General features: G+C 61.2%; 20 protein-coding genes and 1 tRNA gene. 3 read left to right on the top strand and 18 right to left on the bottom strand.

The window, feature by feature from the left end; all coding sequences use genetic code 11:
- Positions 1 to 27: 27 nt before the first annotated feature.
- The 5 genes from FW796_RS29685 to truA form a co-directional block, all read right to left on the bottom strand.
- Entirely contained in the window at positions 28 to 675 is a 648-nt protein-coding gene (locus tag FW796_RS29685) for an SPOR domain-containing protein (RefSeq protein ID WP_404938913.1), read from the bottom strand.
- A complete protein-coding gene (folC, locus tag FW796_RS29680) occupies positions 659 to 1,966 on the bottom strand; it encodes a bifunctional tetrahydrofolate synthase/dihydrofolate synthase (RefSeq protein ID WP_446440536.1) in 1,308 nt (435 codons plus the stop codon). The genes FW796_RS29685 and folC overlap by 17 nt, the downstream gene beginning before the upstream one ends.
- Positions 1,963 to 2,883: an acetyl-CoA carboxylase, carboxyltransferase subunit beta gene (gene accD, locus FW796_RS29675; RefSeq protein ID WP_019094939.1), complete on the bottom strand. Its 921-nt coding sequence runs from the start codon at positions 2,881 to 2,883 to the stop codon at positions 1,963 to 1,965. The genes folC and accD overlap by 4 nt, the downstream gene beginning before the upstream one ends.
- Before the next feature lie 259 nt (positions 2,884 to 3,142).
- Positions 3,143 to 3,775 carry a phosphoribosylanthranilate isomerase gene (locus FW796_RS29670; RefSeq protein WP_346631696.1) on the bottom strand — a complete coding sequence of 211 codons (633 nt, stop codon included), beginning with the start codon at positions 3,773 to 3,775 and terminating at the stop codon, positions 3,143 to 3,145.
- 63 nt (positions 3,776 to 3,838) lie between these two features.
- Entirely contained in the window at positions 3,839 to 4,663 is an 825-nt protein-coding gene (gene truA, locus FW796_RS29665; RefSeq protein ID WP_446440583.1) for a tRNA pseudouridine(38-40) synthase TruA, read from the bottom strand.
- Between the two features lie 218 nt (positions 4,664 to 4,881).
- Here truA and FW796_RS29660 point away from each other — a divergent pair, with 218 nt between their 5' ends.
- Positions 4,882 to 5,541: a M24 family metallopeptidase gene (locus tag FW796_RS29660; RefSeq protein ID WP_446440535.1), complete on the top strand. Its 660-nt coding sequence runs from the start codon at positions 4,882 to 4,884 to the stop codon at positions 5,539 to 5,541.
- A 73-nt stretch (positions 5,542 to 5,614) separates the two neighbouring features.
- Here the strand turns inward: FW796_RS29660 and FW796_RS29655 are convergent, their stop codons facing one another.
- The 7 genes from FW796_RS29655 to leuC all read right to left on the bottom strand — a co-directional run bounded on the left by FW796_RS29655 (position 5,615) and on the right by leuC (position 14,850).
- Positions 5,615 to 8,218 carry a FimV/HubP family polar landmark protein gene (locus tag FW796_RS29655; RefSeq protein ID WP_446440534.1) on the bottom strand — a complete coding sequence of 868 codons (2,604 nt, stop codon included), beginning with the start codon at positions 8,216 to 8,218 and terminating at the stop codon, positions 5,615 to 5,617.
- Between the two features lie 205 nt (positions 8,219 to 8,423).
- A complete protein-coding gene (locus tag FW796_RS29650) occupies positions 8,424 to 9,434 on the bottom strand; it encodes an aspartate-semialdehyde dehydrogenase (RefSeq protein ID WP_346631699.1) in 1,011 nt (336 codons plus the stop codon).
- 181 nt (positions 9,435 to 9,615) lie between these two features.
- Positions 9,616 to 10,728 (bottom strand): aspartate-semialdehyde dehydrogenase, encoded by a 1,113-nt coding sequence (gene asd, locus FW796_RS29645; RefSeq protein ID WP_102863663.1) that lies wholly within the window; start codon positions 10,726 to 10,728, stop codon positions 9,616 to 9,618.
- A 54-nt stretch (positions 10,729 to 10,782) separates the two neighbouring features.
- A complete protein-coding gene (gene leuB, locus FW796_RS29640) occupies positions 10,783 to 11,865 on the bottom strand; it encodes a 3-isopropylmalate dehydrogenase (RefSeq protein ID WP_102863665.1) in 1,083 nt (360 codons plus the stop codon).
- A 51-nt stretch (positions 11,866 to 11,916) separates the two neighbouring features.
- On the bottom strand, positions 11,917 to 12,681 hold the full coding sequence (locus FW796_RS29635; RefSeq protein WP_346631700.1) for a class I SAM-dependent methyltransferase: 765 nt from the start codon (positions 12,679 to 12,681) through the stop codon (positions 11,917 to 11,919).
- 95 nt (positions 12,682 to 12,776) lie between these two features.
- On the bottom strand, positions 12,777 to 13,421 hold the full coding sequence (gene leuD / locus FW796_RS29630; protein ID WP_346631701.1) for a 3-isopropylmalate dehydratase small subunit: 645 nt from the start codon (positions 13,419 to 13,421) through the stop codon (positions 12,777 to 12,779).
- Positions 13,422 to 13,431: 10 nt separating this feature from the next.
- Positions 13,432 to 14,850: a 3-isopropylmalate dehydratase large subunit gene (leuC, locus tag FW796_RS29625; protein ID WP_446440533.1), complete on the bottom strand. Its 1,419-nt coding sequence runs from the start codon at positions 14,848 to 14,850 to the stop codon at positions 13,432 to 13,434.
- A 153-nt stretch (positions 14,851 to 15,003) separates the two neighbouring features.
- Between leuC and FW796_RS29620 the strand changes: the two genes are divergently transcribed.
- Both FW796_RS29620 and FW796_RS29615 read left to right on the top strand, forming a co-directional pair.
- A complete protein-coding gene (locus tag FW796_RS29620; RefSeq protein WP_346631702.1) occupies positions 15,004 to 15,894 on the top strand; it encodes a LysR family transcriptional regulator in 891 nt (296 codons plus the stop codon).
- 84 nt (positions 15,895 to 15,978) lie between these two features.
- Complete coding sequence (locus tag FW796_RS29615; protein WP_346631703.1) at positions 15,979 to 19,257, top strand: EAL domain-containing protein; 3,279 nt, start codon at positions 15,979 to 15,981, stop codon at positions 19,255 to 19,257.
- Between the two features lie 49 nt (positions 19,258 to 19,306).
- Here the strand turns inward: FW796_RS29615 and FW796_RS29610 are convergent, their stop codons facing one another.
- From FW796_RS29610 to FW796_RS29585, 6 genes are all read right to left on the bottom strand, one after another.
- The gene (locus tag FW796_RS29610; RefSeq protein WP_346631704.1) at positions 19,307 to 19,753 is read right to left on the bottom strand and encodes an Hsp20 family protein; all 447 of its coding nucleotides are present in this window, start codon (positions 19,751 to 19,753) and stop codon (positions 19,307 to 19,309) included.
- Positions 19,754 to 19,866: 113 nt separating this feature from the next.
- Positions 19,867 to 20,826 (bottom strand): tRNA dihydrouridine synthase, encoded by a 960-nt coding sequence (locus tag FW796_RS29605; RefSeq protein WP_346631705.1) that lies wholly within the window; start codon positions 20,824 to 20,826, stop codon positions 19,867 to 19,869.
- 180 nt (positions 20,827 to 21,006) lie between these two features.
- Positions 21,007 to 21,441, bottom strand: a complete 435-nt coding sequence (locus FW796_RS29600; protein ID WP_346631706.1) for an acyl-CoA thioesterase — start codon at positions 21,439 to 21,441, stop codon at positions 21,007 to 21,009.
- 46 nt (positions 21,442 to 21,487) lie between these two features.
- Positions 21,488 to 22,321, bottom strand: coding sequence for an alpha/beta fold hydrolase (locus FW796_RS29595; protein WP_346631707.1), 834 nt, complete (start codon positions 22,319 to 22,321; stop codon positions 21,488 to 21,490).
- Positions 22,322 to 22,350: 29 nt separating this feature from the next.
- Complete coding sequence (locus FW796_RS29590) at positions 22,351 to 22,890, bottom strand: TetR/AcrR family transcriptional regulator (protein ID WP_346631708.1); 540 nt, start codon at positions 22,888 to 22,890, stop codon at positions 22,351 to 22,353.
- Positions 22,891 to 23,073: 183 nt separating this feature from the next.
- Positions 23,074 to 23,149: transfer RNA gene (locus FW796_RS29585), tRNA-Glu, on the bottom strand.
- Positions 23,150 to 23,198 lie beyond the last annotated feature (49 nt).

Below are 23,198 nucleotides of genomic sequence, written 5' to 3'. Positions count from 1 at the left end.
TGTGCTTTTGAAATCAACCAGATAGCCTCAGCCACGCTCCGGCTGAAAGCGCACCACAAACCCCTTGAGGTTGTGCTGACGACCCAACAGGTCACGCAGACGGTCGGCCTCGGCACGCTCGATCAACGGCCCGACAAATACCCGATTCTTACCTTCAGCGGAACGGATATAAGCGTTATAGCCTTGGCTGCGCAGGGTTTTCTGCAGGTTTTCCGCACTTTCACGGCTCGACAGGCTGGCCAACTGCACCGACCAACTGATGGACAGACCATTGGCATCGACCCGACTCTGACTGGTATCAGGCTTGGTAGCGACAATCGGCTGGGCCGGGGCCGGCACAGGAGCAGGCTTTGGCGCAGGCTTGCTAGCCACTACAGGTGCCGGTGCAACCGCTGGCGTACTCGGAGCAATCGGCATCGACGGTGCAACCTGCTGGACCACGGGCTCCTCGACAGGAACCGACTCCTGAGGCAACACCTGGGGCTCAGGCACAACCACCGGTTCAACCTGAACCTGAGGCATGGCCGAGGCCTGTGGCGCTGGCGGCGCCTCAACCGTTACGTGGCGCTGCTCATCCTCTCGCGAGAACAGCATCGGCAGAAAGATCACCGCCAAAGCCACCAACACCAGCGCTCCAACCATTCGCTGCTTGTAGACCTTATCCAGCATTGCCATGTGCAGCTTCCTCCGTGGAGCGCCGGGCGAGCCACTCAAGCGCCTCGGCAACACAATAAAAAGATCCGAACAGCAGAATTTCGTCATCTGCGGTCGCTTGTGCACATTGCGCATCCAACGCCGCAGCGACACTGGCATAAGACGCTACCGAAGCACCAAGGTTCTCCAATGCGGCCTGCAGATTTTCCACTGGACGCGCCCGAGGCGAATCCAGGGGGGCTACCGCCCAGTGCTGGACCGAGGACTGCAAACTGCCGACCACCCCTGACAGATCCTTGTCCGCCAGCAGGCCAAATACCGCCAAGCGCTTGCCTGCTACGGGTCGACGCGCCAGGCGCTCAGCCAGATACTGCGCGGCATGGGGATTGTGCCCCACATCCAGCAGCAGGTTCAGACGCTTGCCCTGCCATTCGATCTGCCGACGATCCAGACGACCGGTCACCTGGGTCAGCTGCAGAGCGGCACCGATCAGCTCAGGCTGCCAGGGCAACCCGGTAAGCAGGTAGGCCTGCAAGGCCAATGCCGCGTTTTCCATGGGCAGATCGAGCAGCGGCAGATCCCGCAGCTCGACCTGATTGCCCTCGGCATCCAGACCGCGCCATTGCCAATATTCTTCGGTGAGCCCAAGGTCGAAATCTCGCCCCCGAAGGAAAAGCGGACAACCCAGCTCCCGCGCCTTGTCCAGCAATGGCTGCGGCGGATTCAGGTCGCCACACAACGCCGGCGCGCCGGCACGGAAGATTCCAGCCTTCTCGAAAGCCACGGACTCCCGGGAATCTCCCAGGTACTCGATGTGATCGACACCAATGCTGGTGACCAATGCCAAGTCGGCATCCACCAGATTGACCGCATCCAGACGCCCACCCAGCCCCACTTCCAGGACGACTGCATCCAGTGCCGCGCGCTGGAACAGCCAGAACGCCGCCAGGGTGCCCATCTCGAAATAGGTCAGGGAGACATCACCACGCCCCGCCTCCACCGCAGCGAAGGCCTCGCACAGTTGCTGATCAGTGGCCTCAAGACCGTTGATCTGCACCCGCTCGTTGTAACGCAGCAGATGCGGCGAGCTGTAGACCCCTACCTGCAGGCCCTGGGCCCGCAACAGGGAAGCGACAAAGGCACAGGTAGATCCCTTGCCGTTGGTACCGGTGACCGTGATCACCCGAGGCGCCGGCTTGCCCAGCCCCATCCGGGCCACTACCTGCTGCGAGCGCTCCAACCCCATATCGATGGCCGAAGGATGCAACTGCTCAAGGTAGGCGAGCCAATCGCCCAGGGTACGCTGGGTCATAGGTTTGCTGGAGCCGGCGGAACCACGATTGGCTCAACGGGAGCAGCCACGAACTCCGGCGTCGGCAGCCCCATCAGCTGGGCCAGCAGGTTACCCAGACGTGGACGCAACTCCTGACGGGAGATGATCATGTCGATGGCACCGTGCTCCAGGAGGAACTCACTGCGCTGGAAACCTTCCGGCAGTTTTTCCCGCACAGTCTGCTCGATCACTCGCGGACCAGCGAAGCCCACCAGAGCTTTAGGCTCAGCGACGATCACATCACCCAACATCGCCAGACTGGCGGAAACACCACCGTAGACCGGATCGGTCAGCACGGAGATGAATGGAATGCCTTCTTCACGCAGACGCGCCAGCACGGCGGAGGTCTTGGCCATCTGCATCAGGGAGATCAGTGCCTCCTGCATCCGCGCACCACCGGAGGCGGAGAAGCAGATCATTGGGCAGCGGTTTTCCAGGGCGTAGTTGGCCGCGCGGACGAAACGCTCGCCAACGATGGCGCCCATGGACCCGCCCATGAAGGAGAACTCAAAGGCCGAAACCACGACCGGCATGCCCAGCAGGGTGCCGCTCATGGAAATCAGAGCGTCCTTCTCGCCCGTCTGCTTCTGCGCCGCTGTCAGGCGGTCCTTGTACTTCTTGCCGTCACGGAACTTCAGACGGTCAACCGGCTCCAGGTCAGCGCCCAGTTCGGCACGGCCTTCGGCGTCGAGGAAGATGTCGATACGGGCGCGAGCACCGATGCGCATGTGGTGATTGCACTTGGGGCAAACATCCAGGGTCTTTTCCAGCTCCGGCCGATAAAGCACTGCCTCGCAGGACGGGCACTTATGCCAAAGACCTTCAGGCACCGAGCTTTTCTTCACCTCGGAACGCATGATCGAAGGGATCAGTTTGTCTACTAACCAGTTGCTCATGCTTTCTTTCTCCAGTACCGGCGGCCCGAACGCTCTGGTTCGCAACCCCGCGTATGCCCTTGAGCTAAATTCATGTGTGCGGCGATGATCACTTCGCTACCGCGGTCAGCACCGGGCTCGACCTGCCTGCAACGAAATGCTCCTCAGCCATCTCGACAACCCGCGATAGAGCGGTTGCCACTCGATTCCGACCCCGCCTGAAGGCGGCGCCTGCCTGTTTTGTACAGTGGTGTTATGGACGGCGGCAGACTGCCAGCCGTCACATCGACTCGTTGCTGCGACGCACTGCCTGCATAAATGCCTGAATCTTTGCCGAATCCTTGATGCCCTTGCTCTGTTCCACACCGCCACTGACATCCACCGCATAGGGACGAACCCGAGCGATGGCCTCGGCGACGTTCTGCGCTGACAGCCCACCGGCCAGAATGATCGGCTTGCTCAGCCCCTGAGGAACCAGGGACCAGTCAAAAGCCTCGCCAGTTCCCCCCGGCACCCCCTCGACATAGGTATCCAGCAGAATCCCGCTGGCACGCGGATAAGCCTGGCAGACCGCGGCAATGTCATCCCCGGCCTTGACTCGCAGCGCCTTGATATAGGGACGGTGATAACCCTCGCAATCCGCCGCCGACTCATCGCCGTGAAACTGCAGCAGGTCCAGCGGCACAGCATCGAGGATTTCCCCCAACTCGCAGCGACTGGCGTTGACGAACAGCCCGACCGTGGTCACGAACGGCGGCAAGGCGGCGATGATCGCCCGCGCTTGCTGCACACTGACCGCCCGCGGACTCTTGGCATAGAACACCAGACCGATGGCATCGGCCCCCGCCGCCACCGCTGCCAACGCATCTTCTATGCGGGTAATCCCGCAAATCTTGCTGCGAACAGCTGACATGTCGTTTGAACCTCGGGGGCAAATTCGGAAAGTTCCGGATGGTAGCAAATGCTTTTCCGGGCGTCAGCCGTCAAGTTCAGACCAACCGGTGAGGAAATGTGGCCCGATGTATCGCTCCGGCAACTGGAACTCATCCTTGTATTCCACCTGCACCAGATACAGGCCGAAAGGATGGGCGGTGACCCCACCCGTGCGGCGAATCCGGCTCTCCAGCACTTCCCGCGCCCACTCAACCGGCCGTTCGCCCGCACCGATGGTCATCAAGACCCCGGCAATATTGCGCACCATGTGATGCAGGAACGCACTGGCGCGAATATCCAGGACAATCATCTTGCCGTGCCGGGTGACCCGCAGGTGGTGAATCTCCTTGATTGGTGACTTGGCCTGACACTGGCCGGCCCGGAACGCACTGAAATCATGGGTGCCCACCAGAAACGCGGCAGCCTGAGCCATCCGTTCGATATCCAGCGGCCGGTGATTCCAAGTGACCTCCTCATTGAGATGGGCCGGACGGATCTGATCGTTGTAGATCACATAGCGATAGCGGCGGGCGATGGCCTTGAACCGAGCATGAAAATGCGCCGGCATCTCCTGGGCCCAACTGACACTGATGTCGTGAGGCAGGTTGATATTGGCCCCCATGACCCAAGCCTTCATCGAACGCACGGCCCGAGTATCGAAATGCACCACCTGACCACAGGCATGCACGCCGGCATCGGTACGCCCCGCACAGGCCACCACCACGGGAGAGTCCGCGACCCTGGACAAGGCCTTCTCCAGGGTTTCCTGGACGCTGGGCACACCAGAAGCCTGACGCTGCCAACCGCGATAGCGCGAACCTTTGTATTCAACACCCAGAGCGATGCGGGAAAAGCCTGCGGCCGCCATTTCGGCAGCCGGGTTATCTATATTTGCCAAGAACTTGCAGCCTGCTGATATGCGCAAAGGCGCTCATTATAAGGCTGCTGGGGGCAGACGCCATGCGCTGCCGCGGTTTAGTTGCAGATTGATTCCCATCGACAACGATTGCATCAACCCTCAGGTCGCCGCTATATAGCAATCTACATAACGATAGAGAACCCAACACCCCGACCGAGAGCCGATGAATGATCGCAACCAACAAAGAAGCCGTAGGCCTGGCCTACAGCCTGGAAGGCATGCTCCACGCCAAGCGCATGACCTGGGAGGCCATTGCGCAAATAGCCCGACGGATCAAGCCCGGCATGCACGAATCCGCCGCCAGGGAGATGGGCCTCGAAGTACTGCAGGACTTGGGCATGGACCGTATATGGCACCCACTGCTGATTCGTTTTGGCGCCAACACCCTGAAGACCTTCAAGCAACGCTCCGACGGCGATCCTCAACTGGAGGAAAACGACCTGTTCTTCATTGACCTCGGAGTCGTCTGGGATCGCCACGAAGGCGATTGCGGAGCGACTTTCGTCGTAGGTCGCGACGAGGAAATGCACGCCTGCGCCGCTGCCGCCAAGAGCCTGTTCGATCAGGTGCACGATCACTGGAAAACCCATCGAGTGGCCGGCCCCGAGCTGTACCGCTACGCCGAAGAGCAGGCCCGCGCAGTGGGCTGGGTGCTCAATCTGGAGATCAAGGGACATCGGGTCAGCGACTTCCCCCACGCGATCTATCGCGCCGGAGACTTGGGGGACTTCTCCGACTGTCCACAAGTGGGCCTGTGGATCCTGGAAATCCAGATCGCCCACCCTACCCGCCCCTTTGGCGCCTTTTACGAAGACCTGCTGGTCTGAATGACCGCCAAAAGTGCCACAAACAAAAACGGCAGCCTTATCGGCTGCCGTTCTGCTCAAGCATCGGGCTGCTTCAGGCCAGTCGTGCGAGCATTTCCTGCGCTTCGCTCTTCTGCCCTTCGCTACCCTCGCTGAGCACTTCGCCCAGGATGTCCCGCGCGCCGTCGTTGTCACCCATATCGATATAGGCCTGGGCCAGGTCCAGCTTGGTGGCCACTTCATCGCTGCCGGAAAGGAAGTCGAAATCCGCCTCCTCAGGTGCCGCCGCAGCATCTTCAGCCGTGAAGCTTGGCGTTTCCGGCTCCGGCTGATCCAGGCTCTGGGCCAGACGATCCAGCTCGGCGTTGACATCATCCAGCTCGGAGGCAAAGGCGTCCTTGGGCTCCGCCGCCGCATCCATCTCATCAGCCAGGGACAAATCGAAATCTGCCGACAGATCCAGATCATCCAGGGTCGACTCGGTGACGGTAGGCACATCGCCGGCCGGCAGATCCTTAAGATCGTCTTCCAGACTCAACAGGAAGTCGTCATCACTCTGGGTCGCCATCGGCAGGTCCGCTCCGAGATCCAGGTCGAAATCCCCCAGATCATCCAGACTTTCCTGGGCCGCAGTCTGCTGCTCAAGAACCGAGCCGAAGCTCAGGTCGTCGTCCAGAGGGAACTCCTCCAGCTCAACCTCAGGTTCGGCCGCCACCACCGCTGGCGAGGCAGCCTCCAGGTCATCCAGACTCAGATCGAAATCCGCATCCAGGCCTTCCACAGGCGCTGCAGGCTCAGCGGGCTGAGGTTCATCCAGCAGCAGCTCTTTAACGTACTGGGCATCCAGCTCCGCAGCCGCTGCCGCCGCAGCCAGACCCGCTGTCGCCGCCACCGCCACCATCGCCGGGAAACGACTCTTGAGCTGTTCGACCTGAGCGTGGTTATCGCCATTGGCTACCAGCTGCCGCTCCTGAGCGACAAAGGCGCTGCGATCACCCTGATGCGCATAGACCTCCATCAGCTTGAGGCGCAGATCACTGCGCTGCGGCTCGAGCTTGACTGCCTCTTCAAGAATGGCCGCTGCCTGGTTCAGGCGGCCTCCGTCGATATGGTTCTGCGCCTGCCCCAGCACATCGGTGGCTCGCTCAACCGGCGCCGCCGGAACTGGCGTCACCAACGGAGCCGGTTCTGGAGCTGGAGCTGGAGCTGGAGCTGGAGCTGGAGCTGGAGCTGGAGCGAGCTTGACGCTTGGCGGAGGGACTTCAAGACCTTCGAAGCTACCTTCAGGAAGGTCCAGCTCCTCGGCGAAATCGCTATTTTCCTCGGACAACGCCCGAGCCATGCGCAGATGCTTTTCCGCTTCTTGCTGAGCCTTGCGACGACGTGCCAGCAACAGCAACAGCAGCAACACAGCCACTATCGCACCGCCGCCGACCAGCCCGAGGAGGATTGGATTGGTCAGCAGATCACCATATTTATCTTCGTCAGCCTGGGCCGCTGGCACATCCGGAGCCGGACTGGCAGCCGGCTCACTGACCGGGACCGCCGGAACCACTGGCGTCGCCGCAGGAACCTCAGGCTTGGCCACCAGCTCAGCAGGCATCGCCGGCGCTGACGGAGCGACAGGGGCCGCGCCTTCAGCCTGCAGTTTGGCCAACTGGTTGTTCTTCAATTCGATCAGGCGCTGCAACTTGTCCAGTTGGCTCTGCAGATCCGCCATGCGCTCTTTGAGTTCGGCATTGTCGCGGCGGGTTGCGTCCAGGCTTTCCTGAGTCACCGCCAGCTTGTTGTTCAGGGCCTTGCTGTCACCCGCGGCGCCCTTGCCGCGAGCCTTGCCGTTCTCCGCAGAAACCAGGCTCAGGTTGTCCTTGGTGTTGACCTGCTTGGGCGCCTTGTCGGCCCCTGCACGACGAGTCGCATCCACCTGTTGCTGGCCTCGGGCACCGGCGCGACGCCCCTGACGCCAGGCGGCATTCTGCGCGGCAACTTCGGCAATGGCCTTGGGCTGCGGCAACGCGGTGCTCTGCACCACGTCAGGCAGGCGCAGAACCCTGCCGGTCTTCAACCGGTTGATGTTGCCATCGATGAAGGCATCCGGGTTCAAGGCCTGGATTGCCAGCATGGTCTGCTGAATCGATGCGCCATTGCGATTCCTGGCAGCGATCTCCCACAGCGTGTCACGGGCCGAAGTGGTGTACTGCGCAGGTTTACTGGCCTTGTTGGCGCGAGTGACCGGGGCATTCACCGCCGGGCCACTGACCGGCGCAGCCTGGGCAGCAGCAGCGGCTTGCGGGGAAAACTTCGACGGGTCCAGCAGCACGCTGTAATCACGCAGCAGACGACCGTTGGGCCACATCACCTGCACCAGGAACTTGACCATCGGCTCAGACAACGGCTGGCTCGAGGTCACCCGCAGCACACTCTTGCCGCCAGGATTGAGAACTGGAGTAAAACTCAGGTCATTGAAGAAGGCCTGGCGATCAACACCGGCCTTGGCGAACTCTTCTGCCGGGGCCAGGCTGGGCACCACTTCCGCAGCAGTAAGGTCCTTGATATCGAGCAATTCGATTTCTGCTACCAGAGGCTGGTTCAGACTCGACTTCAGGGTCAGCTCCCCGAGCCCAAGCGCCTGCGCCATACCGGAGGACAGCGCCGAGGCGGCCGCTATTGCTAACACCAGTTTGCGAACTTGAACCATAGCCTCATCCTTTGTTTGAACATTCCTCGGCCAGCGAGAAGGTTTTGTAGCGGCTGCCATAAGGCACTGCGCGGGATCATGAACGACCGCCACGCGGGATTATTTACTGCATGCCCCGGGAGCACCTGACGGCCACTCACCTCCAGCAACTTGCCAAGCATAGCGCCCAGCTAGATTCATTCTGCAAATTGTTGCCAAGTATCTTTTACAGCAGGTCTTTTATCAACAATTCAGCCAGCTGCACAGCGTTCAAGGCCGCACCTTTACGGACGTTGTCCGAGGTCAGCCACAGATTCAATTCCGCCGGATCATCGACACCACCACGAACCCGCCCCACATAGACTACGTCCTGGCCCACGGCGTCACCCACGGCAGTGGGATAATCACCGGCGTCTACCAGTTCCAGGCCGGGAGCCGACTCCAATGCCGCATTCACCGCGGCCAGGTCGACGTCGGCACCTGACTGCAAAGTCACGCTATAGCTATCGCCAAAAAACACCGGCGCTTGAATGCAAGTGACAGAAATCTTTAATAAAGGCTGCCCCAGCACTTCCCGCAACTCTCTCACCAGACGCTTTTCCAACAGGGTGTGTCCCTGGGCATCCGGCGTACCGACCTGAGCCAGCAGATTGAAGGCTACTTGGCGGTCGAAGAAACGCGGCTCCAACGGACGTACATTGAGCAGTTCGGCAGTTTGCCGAGCCAGCTCGCTGACGGCCTCACGTCCCTGGCTGGAAATCGCCAGGCTGGCAGTCAGGTTAACCCGCTGGATATCCAGCAAGTCCTTTAACGGCGCCAGCGCCACTGCCAGCGCCGTGGCCGACGCGCTGGGGCTGCTCAGTTGCACGGGCTTCTTCAGGCCGACCAGTACCCGGGCATTGGCCTCAGGCACCACATTGGGCGCCTGGGCCGACGGCAAGGCACCGGAGAGATCGATCACTGCACAATTGGCCGCTGTGGCACGGGGAGCGAAGCTCAGGGTCACCGCCGGGCCCGCGGCGAAAAACGCCAGCTGGACCTTGCTGAAGTCGAACTCGTCGACTTCCCGCACACGGACGTTCTTGCCGCGAAACGGCACCGAGTGACCGGCCGACTCGCTGCTGGCCAGCAGGTGCAGGTTAGCAACGGGAAAATCACGTTCTTCGAGAATCTGCACCAGGGTTTCGCCAACCGTGCCGGTGGCGCCGATCACGGCAATATCAAAGGACGGGGTCATGGTGCTACCTCAGGCGGAACGGGGGGAGCGGCACTTTACCCGGCACGGGGTGACGAGGCAATTCGCTGGGGGGAAGTCGTGGTTGGGCGGCAGCATTCTTCGCGGGCAAGCCGGCACCTGCATGGGCATGAAAAAGCCCGCGCCTTGTGCAAGGGACGGGCCTTTTCAAACGTTCAGAGAATCAACGTTCCAGCAAGATCCGCAGCATGCGGCGCAGCGGTTCGGCTGCACCCCACAACAACTGGTCGCCCACGGTGAAGGCACCAAGGAACTGCGAGCCCATGTTCAGCTTGCGCAGACGGCCAACCGGGATGTTCAGGGTGCCGGTGACCTTGGTCGGACTCAGCTCCTGCATGCTGATGTCGCGCTGGTTCGGCACCAGTTTGACCCAGGGGTTGTGCTGGCTGATCAGCCCTTCGATATCGGCGATCGGCACATCCTTGTTGAGCTTGATGGTCAGCGCCTGACTGTGGCAGCGCATGGCGCCGATACGCACGCAAATGCCATCCACCGGGATCGGGCTCTTGAAGCGACCGAGTATCTTGTTGGTTTCGGCCTGAGCCTTCCACTCTTCACGGCTCTGGCCGTTAGGCAGTTCCTTGTCGATCCACGGGATCAGGCTGCCGGCCAGCGGCACCCCGAAGTTCTCGGTCGGATAGGCATCGCTGCGCATGGCTTCGGCCACTTTGCGGTCGATGTCGAGGATGGCGCTGGCCGGGTTGGCCAGGTCATCAGCGACGGCCGCGTGGGTCGCGCCCATTTGCTTGATCAGCTCACGCATGTTCTGCGCGCCGGCGCCGGAGGCCGCCTGGTAGGTCATGGCGCTCATCCACTCCACCAGACCGGCTTCGAACAGGCCGCCCAGACCCATCAGCATCAGGCTGACGGTGCAGTTGCCACCGATGTAGTTCTTGGTCCCGGCATCCAGTTGCTGGTCGATGACCTTGCGGTTCACCGGGTCAAGGATGATCACCGCATCATCCTGCATGCGCAGGCTGGAAGCGGCGTCGATCCAGTAACCCTGCCAGCCAGCTTCACGCAGCTTGGGGAAGACTTCGCTGGTGTAGTCGCCACCCTGGCAGGTCAGAATCACGTCGAGGGTTTTCAACTCTTCAATGTTGTAGGCGTCCTTCAGCGGAGCAATGTCCTTGCCCACCGACGGCCCCTGGCCACCGACATTGGAAGTGGTGAAAAACACCGGTTCAATAAGATCGAAGTCCTGCTCTTCAAGCATCCGCTGCATGAGCACGGAACCGACCATACCGCGCCAACCGATCAGACCTACACGTTTCATCGCAACTACACCTATACAAAAGTGGGCCACCGTCTGTGCGGTGGGCCCGAAAGATTACAGATTCCGCAGCGCGGCGACTACTGCATCGCCCATTTCCTGCGTACCGACTTTGGTGCAACCGGCCGACCAGATGTCACCGGTGCGCAAACCTTGATCCAGCACCCGGCTCACCGCCTGCTCGATGGCATCCGCCGCGTCGTTCAGGTTGAAGCTGTAACGCAGCATCATCGACACCGAGAGGATGGTCGCCAGCGGGTTGGCAACACCCTGGCCGGCGATGTCCGGCGCCGAACCGTGGCAAGGCTCGTACATGCCCTTGTTGTTGGCATCCAGGGAAGCCGACGGCAGCATGCCGATGGAACCGGTGAGCATCGAAGCCTCATCGGAGAGGATGTCGCCGAACATGTTGTCGGTGACGATCACGTCGAACTGTTTGGGGGCGCGCACCAACTGCATGGCAGCGTTGTCGACATACATGTGGCTCAATTCGACATCCGGGTAGTCCAGGGCCACCTGCTCCACCACTTCGCGCCACAGCTGGCTGGAAGCCAGGACGTTGGCCTTGTCCACCGAGCAGAGCTTCTTGCCACGTACCCGTGCCATGTCAAAGCCGACCCGGGCGATACGGCGGATTTCACTCTCGCTGTACGGCAAGGTGTCGTAGGACTGACGCTCGCCATTTTCCAGCTCACGGGTGCCGCGAGGCGCGCCGAAGTAGATGCCGCCGGTCAACTCGCGAACGATGAGGATATCCAGGCCCGAGACAATTTCCGGCTTCAGGCTCGAGGCATCGGCCAGTTGCGGATAGAGGATCGCCGGGCGCAGGTTGCCAAACAGGCCCAGCTGCGCACGAATCTTCAGCAAGCCGCGCTCAGGACGGGTGTCACGCTCGATCTTGTCCCACTTGGGTCCACCCACCGCACCCAGCAGCACGGCATCGGCGGCACGAGCACGATCCAGGGTCTCATCGGCCAGGGGCACACCGTGCTTGTCGATGGCAGCGCCACCGATGACGTCGTGACTCAGCTCGAAGCCCAGGCTGTACTTGTCATTGGCCAATTCCAGCACCTTGACCGCCTCGGCCATGATTTCCGGACCAATACCGTCACCTGGAAGAATCAGAATCTGCTTGCTCATGCGTTCCTCATTTGCTCTGTCGGCCCGCCCGCAGGCGCACCCGGAAAAGTTCTATCGCTCGGCCCACAGCACCAGTACATCTGTACTGAACGAACCATCGGCCTCAATCTCAAAATATTCGCGCACTTCATTGCCCATCGCCTGCTGCAGCTCGCGAATCGCCACCCGCAGCACCTCTGGCGTGCGCATGCGCTCGACCCAGGAGTTGTACTCCAGACGCAGGCGCTGACGAGCGGTACTGCGGGTATGCAGCCCCGCCTCGCTGACCTGGCGCAACCACTCCCCTGCCGAATAGTCACGGACATGACTGGTATCACGCAGCACTTCGACGCTTTGCAGGTAAGTGTCCAGCAGTGGACTGCCCGGCGACAAGACATCAATGAACGCCGCCACGCCACCGGGCTTCAGCACCCGGCGCACCTCTCTCAGGGCCAGGCCCAAATCGCTCCAATGGTGAGCCGAGTAACGACTGAAGACGAAATCGAACTCGCCGTCGGCGAACGGCAAGCGCTCGGCTGCACCTTTAACGGTGCGGACGTTGTGCAGATTACGCTCCTGCGCGGCTGCCGACACTACATCCAGCATCTGCTGGGAGAGGTCGTAGGCCACCACTTCCTTGACCAGCGGCGCAACGTGGAAGCTGACATGACCGGCGCCGCAGCCCAGGTCCAGGACTCGGGCATGGCCCTGGCCCGCCACTTCGGCTTGTAGCAGCGCGAATTCGGCGCCTTGAGCGTGTACGGCACTGCTCAGGTAGGCCGAGGCCTGCTCACCGAACTGCTTCTGTACCACCTGGCTATGGGCGTTGCTGGTCATGCTGTGGTCCTTTTGATCTGGGGGAACAGCGTTCGCTGGCAAGCCTGCTCCTACAACACAAACCTGTAGGAGCCGGCTTGCCGGCGATCAAGCGATCAGGCGTCGCGGAACAACCAGGGCTGGCTGGCCCGATGCTTGGCTTCAAAGGCGGCAATGGCGTCGCCGTCCTGCAAGGTCAGGCCGATGTCGTCGAGACCATTGAGCAGGCAATGTTTGCGGAATGCATCAATCTCGAACTTCAGTACCTTGCCGTCGGGACGGGTCACGGTCTGTGCCTCGAGGTCGATGTGCAGCTGGTAACCCGGAGTGGTTTCGACCTGCTGGAACAGCTCGTCGACTTCAGCATCGCTCAAGATGATCGGCAACAAACCGTTCTTGAAGCTGTTGTTGAAGAAGATGTCGGCATAGCTCGGCGCGATGATGCTGCGGAAACCGTACTCTTCCAGGGCCCAGGGCGCGTGCTCACGGCTCGAGCCGCAGCCGAAGTTCTCCCGCGCCAGCAGCACGCTGGCCCCTTGGTAACGCTCGGCGTTGAGGACGAAATCCTTGTTCAACGGACGCTTGGAGTTGTCCTGGTAAGGCTGGCCCACGTCGAGGTAGCGCCACTCATCGAACAGGTTCGGACCGAAGCCGGTGCGCTTGATCGACTTGAGAAACTGCTTGGGGATGATCTGGTCGGTGTCTACGTTGGCACGATCCAAAGGCGCGACCAAACCATTGTGCTGGGTGAAAGCTTTCATGCTGCGCTCCTTAGATCAATTCACGGACGTCGACGAAACGACCGCTGACAGCGGCGGCGGCGGCCATGGCCGGGCTGACCAGGTGGGTACGCCCACCAGCGCCCTGGCGCCCTTCGAAGTTGCGGTTCGACGTCGACGCGCAATGCTCACCGGACTCCAGGCGATCCGGGTTCATCGCCAGGCACATCGAGCAGCCCGGCTCACGCCATTCGAAACCGGCTTCGAGGAAGATCTTGTCCAGGCCTTCCGATTCGGCCTGGGCCTTCACCAGCCCCGAACCCGGGACCACGATCGCCTGCTTGATGGTGGAGGCCACTTTACGGCCCTTGGCGATCACCGCCGCGGCACGCAAGTCTTCGATCCGCGAGTTGGTGCAGGAACCGATGAACACGCGATCCAATTGAATGTCGGTGATTGCCTGGTTGGCGCTCAAACCCATGTACTTCAAGGCACGGACGATGGAGTCGCGCTTGACCAGATCCATTTCCTTGGCTGGGTCCGGCACGTTCTGATCCACGGCCAAAACCATTTCCGGCGAAGTGCCCCAGCTGACTTGCGGCTTGATCTGCGCGGCGTCGAGCTCGACCACGGTGTCGAACTGGGCATCGGCATCGGACACCAGGTCTTTCCAGGCCTCGACGGCCAGATCCCATTCAGCGCCCTTGGGGGCGAATGGACGACCCTTGACGTAGGCCACGGTCTTTTCATCCGCCGCCACCAGCCCGACACGGGCACCGGCTTCGATGGACATGTTGCAGATGGTCATGCGGCCTTCAACGGACAGTTCACGAATCGCGCTGCCGGCGAACTCGATGGCGTGGCCGTTGCCACCGGCGGTGCCGATCTTGCCGATCACAGCAAGGACGATGTCCTTGGCGGTCACGCCAAACGGCAAGGTGCCTTCCACGCGCACCAGCATGTTCTTCATCTTCTTGGCCACCAGGCACTGGGTGGCGAGCACGTGCTCCACCTCGGAAGTGCCGATGCCATGGGCCAGGGCACCAAAGGCGCCGTGGGTCGAGGTGTGGGAGTCACCGCAGACCACGGTCATGCCCGGCAAGGTCGCGCCCTGCTCCGGACCGATCACGTGGACGATGCCCTGGCGCACGTCGTTCATCTTGAATTCGACGATGCCGTATTCGTCACAGTTGTCATCGAGGGTCTGCACCTGCAGACGGGAGACCTGATCGGCAATCGCTTCGATCCCACCCTTGCGCTCAGGGGTGGTCGGTACGTTGTGGTCCGGGGTGGCGATGTTGGCATCGATGCGCCAAGGCTTGCGCCCGGCCAGACGCAGGCCTTCGAACGCTTGCGGCGAGGTCACTTCATGGATGATGTGACGATCGATATAGATCAGCGCCGAACCATCGTCGCGCTGCTTGACCAAATGCGAATCCCAGAGCTTGTCGTAGAGCGTCTTGCCGGCCATCGGACCATTCCTCATCAGCTTGTTTCTATGCCCCGGGCCCTGATCGTCGGCCGATCAATAACCCCTTGGCTTGTGAGGCTGATGCTATGGCGTTAGATTAAATAACTCAAATTCATATTTTTCATGCTTTGGATAACCAACTGGAATACGATCATGGACCTGGCCAATCTCAACGCCTTTATCGCCATCGCCGAGACCGGCAGCTTCTCCGGCGCCGGCGAACGCCTGCACCTGACCCAGCCAGCCATCAGCAAGCGTATCGCCGGGCTGGAGCAGCAACTCAATGTACGGCTGTTCGATCGCCTGGGCCGCGAGATCGGCCTGACTGAAGCCGGACGCGCGCTGCTGCCCCGGGCCTACCAGATCATCAACGTGCTGGACGACACCCGCCGCGCCCTGACCAATCTCACCGGAGAAGTCAGCGGCCGCCTGACCCTTGCCACCAGCCACCACATTGGTCTGCATCGCCTGCCCTCGCTGCTGCGGGCCTTTACCCGACGCTACCCCCAGGTGGCCCTGGACATACAGTTTCTGGATTCCGAAGTGGCTTATGAGGAAATTCTCCATGGCCGCGCCGAACTGGCGGTGATCACCCTGGCGCCCGAGCCCCACAGCCTGATCAAGGCGACTGCGGTCTGGGACGACCCCCTCGACTTCGTCGCAGCTCCGGAGCATCCGCTGGTCAGCAACGGCCAGGTCAGCCTGGCGGACATCGCCCTGCACCCGGCGGTTTTCCCCGGCGGCAATACCTTTACTCACCATATTGTCCAACGCTTGTTTGAAGCCCAGGGCCTGACACCGAACATCGCCATGAGCACTAACTACCTGGAAACTATAAAGATGATGGTTTCCATCGGTCTGGCCTGGAGCGTCCTGCCCCGCACCATGCTCGACGATCAAGTGGCGCGCATTCCTTTACCGGGCATACAGCTGCGACGCCAGCTAGGCTATATCCTGCATACCGAACGGACGCTGTCGAATGCTGCGCGGGCTTTCATGGCCTTACTGGATGCACAAGTCGATTGGCCAGGGAACCCGGCATAGCTTTTCCGGGTATAGCCCGTGCCACGCCGCACTGTCATGAGTATCCCGCGCCAAACGAATGACTCAGCTCAAGGCCTGACACCCATGCCAAAACCCGCTGACCGTATTCCACCCATGCCGCGCATCCATGCTGTCGACCCCCGGGAGTCGGAACAAAGCTGGGAAAGCGCGCCGCAGCTGCTCGCCGCCCTCAATGGCGCACGACTGGGAGCCTGGTATTGGGATATTGAAAGCGGACAGATCAGCTGGTCCCGGGGCACTCAGGCACTGTTCGGCTTCGATCCGCGCCAACCCCTGCCGGAAAACCTCGAATACCTCGATCTGCTCCCCATCGAAGACCGGGCCAGGACCGTGCGGGCTTTTCACTCGGTGCTGGCGGGGGCGCCCCTGGAACACGCCATGCACCACCGCATTCGCTGGCCCGATGGCAGTCTGCACTGGCTGGAGATCAACGGCAGCGTGCTGCCGGACAAGCACGGCAAGCCCCGAATGATCGGGGTGATCCGCGAGATCACCCACCAACGCCAGCGGGAGGAGGCCCTCAGCAGTTCGGAAAAACGTTTCGCCACCCTGTTCCACCTGTGCCCCAACATGGTGCTGCTGACCCGCCTGGAAGATGGCCTGATCAGCGAAGCCAACCAATACTTCGAAAGCCAGTTCGGCTGGCCCGCCGAGCACGTGATAGGCCGCACCACCCTGGAGATCGGTCTGTGGGTCAATCCCGAACAGCGAGCCCAACTGATCAAGGCCGTACAGAAAAAGGGCCAGGCCGCCAGCCTCGAAGTCCAATTCCGCGCCAGCAATGGCCAGATCCACGACGGCATTCTCAGCGCGCAGAAAATCGAACTGGAAGGCAAGCCCTACCTGCTGAGCACCTTTCTCGATACCAGCGAACGCAAAAGAGCCGAACAAGCCCTCAAGGACAGCCAGGAACGCCTCGACCTGGCCCTGGACTCGGCGCAACTGGGCACCTGGGATTGGCACATTCCCAGCGGCATGCTCTATGGCTCGGCCCGTGCCGCGCAATTGCACGGCCTGGAGCCCGCGCCCTTCCATGAATCCTTCGAAGCCTTTTTCGAGGGTGTACCCACTGAAGAACGCGACAGCATGCGCGATGCCTATCGCAGCCTGCGAGAAGGCCCTGCGGGCAACTACCAACTGACCTATCGGGTGCAGTTGGCGGACGGCAGCTCGCGCTACCTGGAGAGCCGCGCCCGCCTTTATCGCGACGAGCAGGGCAGTCCACTGCGCATGGCCGGAACGCTGCTGGACATCACCGAGCAGGTGGAACGCGAACAGCGCCTGATCACTTCCGAGGAGAAATTCGCCAGCCTGTTCCAGGTCAGCCCAGACCCTATCTGCCTGACCCTGCTGGAAACCGGCCAGTTCATCGAGATCAATTCAAGCTTCACCCAGACCTTCGGCTGGACCCAGGAAGATGTGATCAACCGCAGCGCCGAGCAGATCGGCTTCTGGGAAGACTCCGCCCCGCGCCTGCGGCGCATCGAACAGGTGATTCGCGAACAGGCACTGAACAACGTGGCAGTGGTGGTCAATCACAAGAACGGCCAGGCGCTGACCTGCATCATTTCCAGCCGCCTGATTACCGTCGACAAGCAGCCGTGCATCGTCACCACACTGCGAGACATCACCCAGCAACAGCGTTCCGAGGCCGCTCTCAAGGCCAGCGAAGAGAAATTCGCCAAGGCCTTCCACTCCAGCCCCGACGCCATCACCATCACCGAGCGCGACACCGGCCGCTACCTGGAGGTCAACGACGGCTTCTGCCGCCTGACCGGCTACCGCACCGATGAAGTGCTCGGCCGCACCATGTACCAGGTCGGCATCTGGGCCGAAGAAGCCCAGCTCGCCACGCTGCTGGCGGAGCTCAGGCTCAAGGGCCGGGTGCATCACCTGGAAATGCTCGGGCGTAACAAGCGCGGGGAAATCCTCACCCTCGAGGTCTCGGTGGAGCCGATCATCCTCAATGAGACCCCATGCCTGCTGCTCACGGCCCGGGACGTCAGCCTGCTGAAGAATGCCCAGGCACAGATCCGCCACCTGGCCTACCACGATCCCTTGACCAACCTGCCCAACCGCGCCCTGCTGATGGACCGCCTGAGCCAGCAGATCGCTCTGCTCAAGCGCCACAACCTGCGGGGCGCCCTGCTGTTCCTCGACCTGGACCACTTCAAGCACATCAACGACTCCCTGGGGCACCCGGTGGGCGATACCGTTCTGAAGATCATCACCGCCAGACTGGAAGCCAGCGTGCGCATGGAAGACACCGTCGCGCGCCTGGGCGGCGATGAGTTCGTGGTACTGCTCAGCGGCCTGGAAGGCTCGCGCAACGAGGTCAGCGAACAAGTTCGGCAACTGGCGGGAACCCTGCGCGAGCTGCTCTCGGAACCGATGTTCCTCGACGGCCAGCGCCTGCAAGTCACCCCCAGCATCGGTGTGGCGCTGATTCCCGATCACGGTTCGACCCCCACCGACCTGCTCAAGCGCGCCGACATCGCCCTTTACCGTGCCAAGGACTCCGGGCGCAACACCACGCAGATGTACCACAACACCATGCAAAAGGCCGCCAGCGAACGCCTGCGCATGGAAACCGACCTGCGTCTGGCCCTGTCCCGCGGCGAATTCAGCGTGCACTTCCAGCCTCAGGTGGATGCCCGCGACAACCGCATCGTCGGCGCCGAGGCCCTGGTGCGCTGGCAGCACCCGGAGCTGGGGGCGCAATCACCGACGGAGTTCATCAAGGTACTGGAGGACAGCGGCCTGATCCTTGAAGTGGGCACCTGGATTCTCGATGAGGCCTGCCTGGCCTTCAGCCAACTGATCGAACAAGGCCTGGTGGACCCGTACCACTTCAGTCTGTGCGTCAACATCAGCCCACGACAGTTTCGCCAGAACGACTTTGTCGAAAGAATCGAACACAGCCTGAGCGCCCATGCCCTGCCCTCATCATTGCTGAAGCTGGAGATCACCGAAGGCATCGTGATCCAGAATCTGGATGACACCATCAACAAGATGCGTCGACTGAAAAAACTCGGTGTCAGTTTTGCCATGGACGACTTTGGCACCGGCTACTCCTCCCTGACGTACCTCAAACGCTTGCCGGTAGACACCCTGAAGATAGATCAGTCATTTGTCCGCGATGCGACCCACGACCCCAACGATGCGGAAATCATCCGAGCTATCGTTGCCATGGCTCGCAGCCTGAACCTGAAGGTGATCGCTGAAGGCGTGGAAACACCGCAGCAACTGGAGTTTCTGCAGGGACTGGAGTGCCACCTGTACCAGGGCTACCTGCACAGCCGGCCGCTGCCCTTGAGCGAGTTCATGAAACTGCTGAAGTGACGGCCACAAAAAAGGGCGCCACCAGGGCGCCCTTTTTTTTGCAGCGGTCTTAGTGTTGCAGAGCCGGCTGCTGCGCACCGTTGATCGGGATGCGCTTGGCTTTGGCCTCTTCCGGCACGACCCGCAGCAGGTCGATATTCAGCAGACCGTTGCTCAGGGCCGCCGCCTTGACCTCGATATGGTCGGCCAGACGGAAGGACAGCTTGAATGCCCGCTGGGCAATGCCCTGATGCAGGTAGGTAACGCCTTCATTGGCGTCACGCTTGCCACCGCTCACGGTCAACACGCCTTTTTCCACTTGCAGCTCCAGGTCTTCTTCCTGGAAGCCGGCGGCCGCGATGACGATGCGGTACTCATCATCGGCGTGTTTCTCAACGTTGTAGGGTGGGTAGCTGCTGCCCGGTTCGTTACGCAGTGCCGACTCGAACAGATCATTGAAACGGTCGAAGCCGACAGAGGAACGGAACAGTGGAGCCAAGGAAAATGCAGTACTCATGGGTATTTCTCCTGATAGTCAGCGAGTGGTTATCTCCGCGACCCGAATTCGGCGTCGCGTACCCAAGAGATAGGGATAGGCCCTGACATTTCAAGAGGCGCTTTTTGAATTTTTTACGCCGCCTCGCTGTGGGGCATGCCCAACAGCCGCCCCACCTGATCCAGATCGGTTTCCCGACGCAGGGCGGTAAACAGCTCAACTGCCTCCGGATAGTTGCGGGTCAGCATGGCCAGCCATTGCTTGAGACGGCCCGGCGCCGAACGGGGTGTCAGTTGCACCACCACCTGGGCCCAGAAGTCCTGGAGCATGGGCTGCAGATCAGCCCAGGACATTTCCACCACCTCCTCTCCCGCCCGAGCCGCAGCGATCTGCCGGGCCAGATCCGGACGCGAGACCAGCCCACGACCGAGCATGATGTCCTCCACGCCACTGATCTCCCGACAGCGCCGCCAATCCTCGACGCTCCAGATATCGCCGTTGGCGAACACCGGCACCTTGACCACGTCCTGCACCCGTGGAATCCACTCCCAGTGGGCCGGCGGCTTGTAGCCATCGACCTTGGTCCGTGCGTGAACCACGATATGCTCCGCGCCGCCCTCGGCCAGCGCCGTAGCGCACACCAGCGAACCGTCCGGACTATCGAAACCCAGGCGCATTTTTGCCGTGACCGGGATATGCGCGGGCACTGCTCGCCGCACATGCTCGACAATCTGATTCAGCAGTTCGGGCTCCTTAAGCAGCACCGCACCGCCCCGGGACTTGTTGACGGTCTTGGCCGGACAACCGAAGTTCAGGTCGATCACCTCGCTGCCCAGCTCGCAGGCCAACGCGGCATTTTCCGCCAGGCACACCGGATCGGACCCCAGCAACTGCACGCGCAAAGGCACGCCGGCAGCAGTGTGCGCGCCTTGCAGTAACTCGGGGGCAAGCTTGTGGAAATAGGCAGGCGTCAGTAGACGGTCATTGACGCGGATGAACTCGGTGACACACCAGTCGATCCCGCCAACACGAGTCAATACATCCCGCAGGATGTTGTCGACCAACCCCTCCATGGGCGCCAAGGCAATTTGCATGAAACACACTCAACGAAAAATCAGGCGAAAAAACGTCCGCCAGTTTACTGGGTTTCACCCGACAACAGGAGTTTTGTAGGAACGGCCTGGGGACGTTGCGCTAGCCAGCGAATGGACCCTGCCGCCCCCCATGAATACGTCTTCGCCGGCAAGCCAGTTCCTACGGAGAGGGAAAGGTGATCACGAGCCCTGCAGGGCCGGACCGTAGCCCTCAAGGAATTCGGTGGGCATGCGCTTGGGCTTGCCGCTGGACAGCTCGATGCAGACAAAGGTGGTTTGGGCCCGCAACAAGGTAGTGCCATCGCTCGGACGGACCAGCTGGAAACGTCGAGTCATCTTCAGACGCTGGTCCCAATCGACGATCCAGGTGGCCAGTTGCAACTCATCCCCTTCGTAAGCCGCGGCCAGGTAGTCGATCTCATGCCGTACCACGGCCATCGCCCGATCCAGGCGACGGTACTCGGCCAGATCCAGCCCGAGTCGTTGCGAATGACGCCAGGCGCAACGCTCCAGCCAAGTCACGTAGACCGCATTGTTGGCGTGCCCCAGGCCATCGATATCCTCGGCCACTACCTGCAGATCGATAACGAATGGCGTTGCCAGATCCCAACTCATGCCCAACTCCCGGTCAGATTTTTGACCGGGGCAGTGTAACGGATGCTCAGGCCGATTGGCGCGCCTGGAGATGGCGTCCGGTGACCAGGGTAATCACGGCATCGATCACTCGGGGGTCAGCCAATACCCGCTGATGACCACCCTCACTCAAGCGCAGCAAGCGACTGTCGAACCAGGCCTGGTGGATCAATTCCGACTCCTTGACCGATACAAACCGATCATCTTCGGCATGAATGATCAGGCCAGGCATCTCCAACTGATATTGAGCCACGTCCAGGGTCGCCGCGCGCATCCCCACATCCTTCTCCACTTGACGGATAAAGGCCGAGCGCGCCCTGGGCGGCAAGCGCATGTAGCGGGCGAAACCTCGCAACACACCAAGAATCCGAGCCGGCGCGGCGATACTGACCAGGGTTTCGGTGCGCAGCCCCAACTGCACAGCGAGCATGGCGCTGGCACCGCCCATGGAGTGGCCAATCACTGCGCGCAAGGGCGGCAATTCCGCCGCAGCTTCCAACATCGCTCGGGCAAACAACACCACATTGGCCTCATCTCCCGGAGAGCGGCCGTGAGCAGGACCATCCAGCGCTACTGCGGTATAACCAGCCGCCACCAGCGCCTCGATCAGGCTGGCAAATTGAGTGGGTCGCCCTTCCCAGCCATGCATCAGCAACACTGTCGGCCCCTGCCCCCAACGCAAGGCAGAAAGACCAAAGCGCAAGGTCAGACGCTCAGCACACTCCAGCAGGGGTAACTCCCACTCTCGGGGCGGCAGCTCACGGGGAGTCATGAACAACTGGCGCATCCGATTCGCCGCCCACTGAGGAGCTACCCAGCCCAGAGTGCCATTGACACCACGAATCCAGCTCAATCCGCTCATCACCCACTACCTCGCAACCGAACTTCAGGTCATAGAACTGCCGACTTGGCGGCACGCAGCAGACGATCGGACAACTCACCTGGCCCCAGAGCACGCGCCAGGGACAGCCCGCCAACCATCAGCGCCATATCTGCCAGGGCTTTGTCCGTGTCTTCGGGACTGGCGGCCAACTGCGCAACCATCAGCTCCATATGCTCGCTCAAAGCCTTGCGAAAACTCTCTGGAAGCCGCCCCAGCTCACCCACCGATGCCGGAATCGGGCAGGCCTGCTCAGTGGAGTCGCGGTGCTTGCGCGATAGATAGAACGCTGCCGTCAGCGCCCTGCGCTCTTCACCACTCAAACCTGCATCCATCTCATCGAGCAAGCCACGTCGGTGGGCGAGTAATTGGGTGAACGCCTCAAGCATCAGCGCATCCTTGCTCTCGAAGTGCGCATAGAAGCCACCCACCGTCAGCCCGGCAGCCCCCATCACCTCACCCACACTCGGTTCGGCCGGGCCGCGCTGGATCAACGCCGAACTGGCAGCCTGGAGAATACGTTCGCGGGTTTGAGCTTTTTTATCGTTCATCGTTGCCTCCGAATATTACGGACAAAATATTATTCTCATAATAATTTTCCGCAAGTCGCCAGTGTGACCGCCGGTCAGAAGTGCAGGCTGAGGAAGAAAGTAAGAGTTGGCCGGACGCCAGAAAAACAAAAGGGCCATTCAATGATTGAATGACCCTTAAAAATCCCGCATAGCGGGTAAACGTGGCGTCCCCTAGGGGACTCGAACCCCTGTTACCGCCGTGAAAGGGCGGTGTCCTAGGCCACTAGACGAAGGGGACACATACCCTTCTAACAGCTGATCAGTGCTGAGTACTGATCGATTCAAGG

The sequence above is a fragment of the Pseudomonas sp. 910_21 genome, from assembly GCF_052850735.1.
The sequence above is the reverse complement of the archived record's forward strand: the minus strand, read 5'-3'. Positions and strand labels throughout refer to the sequence as shown.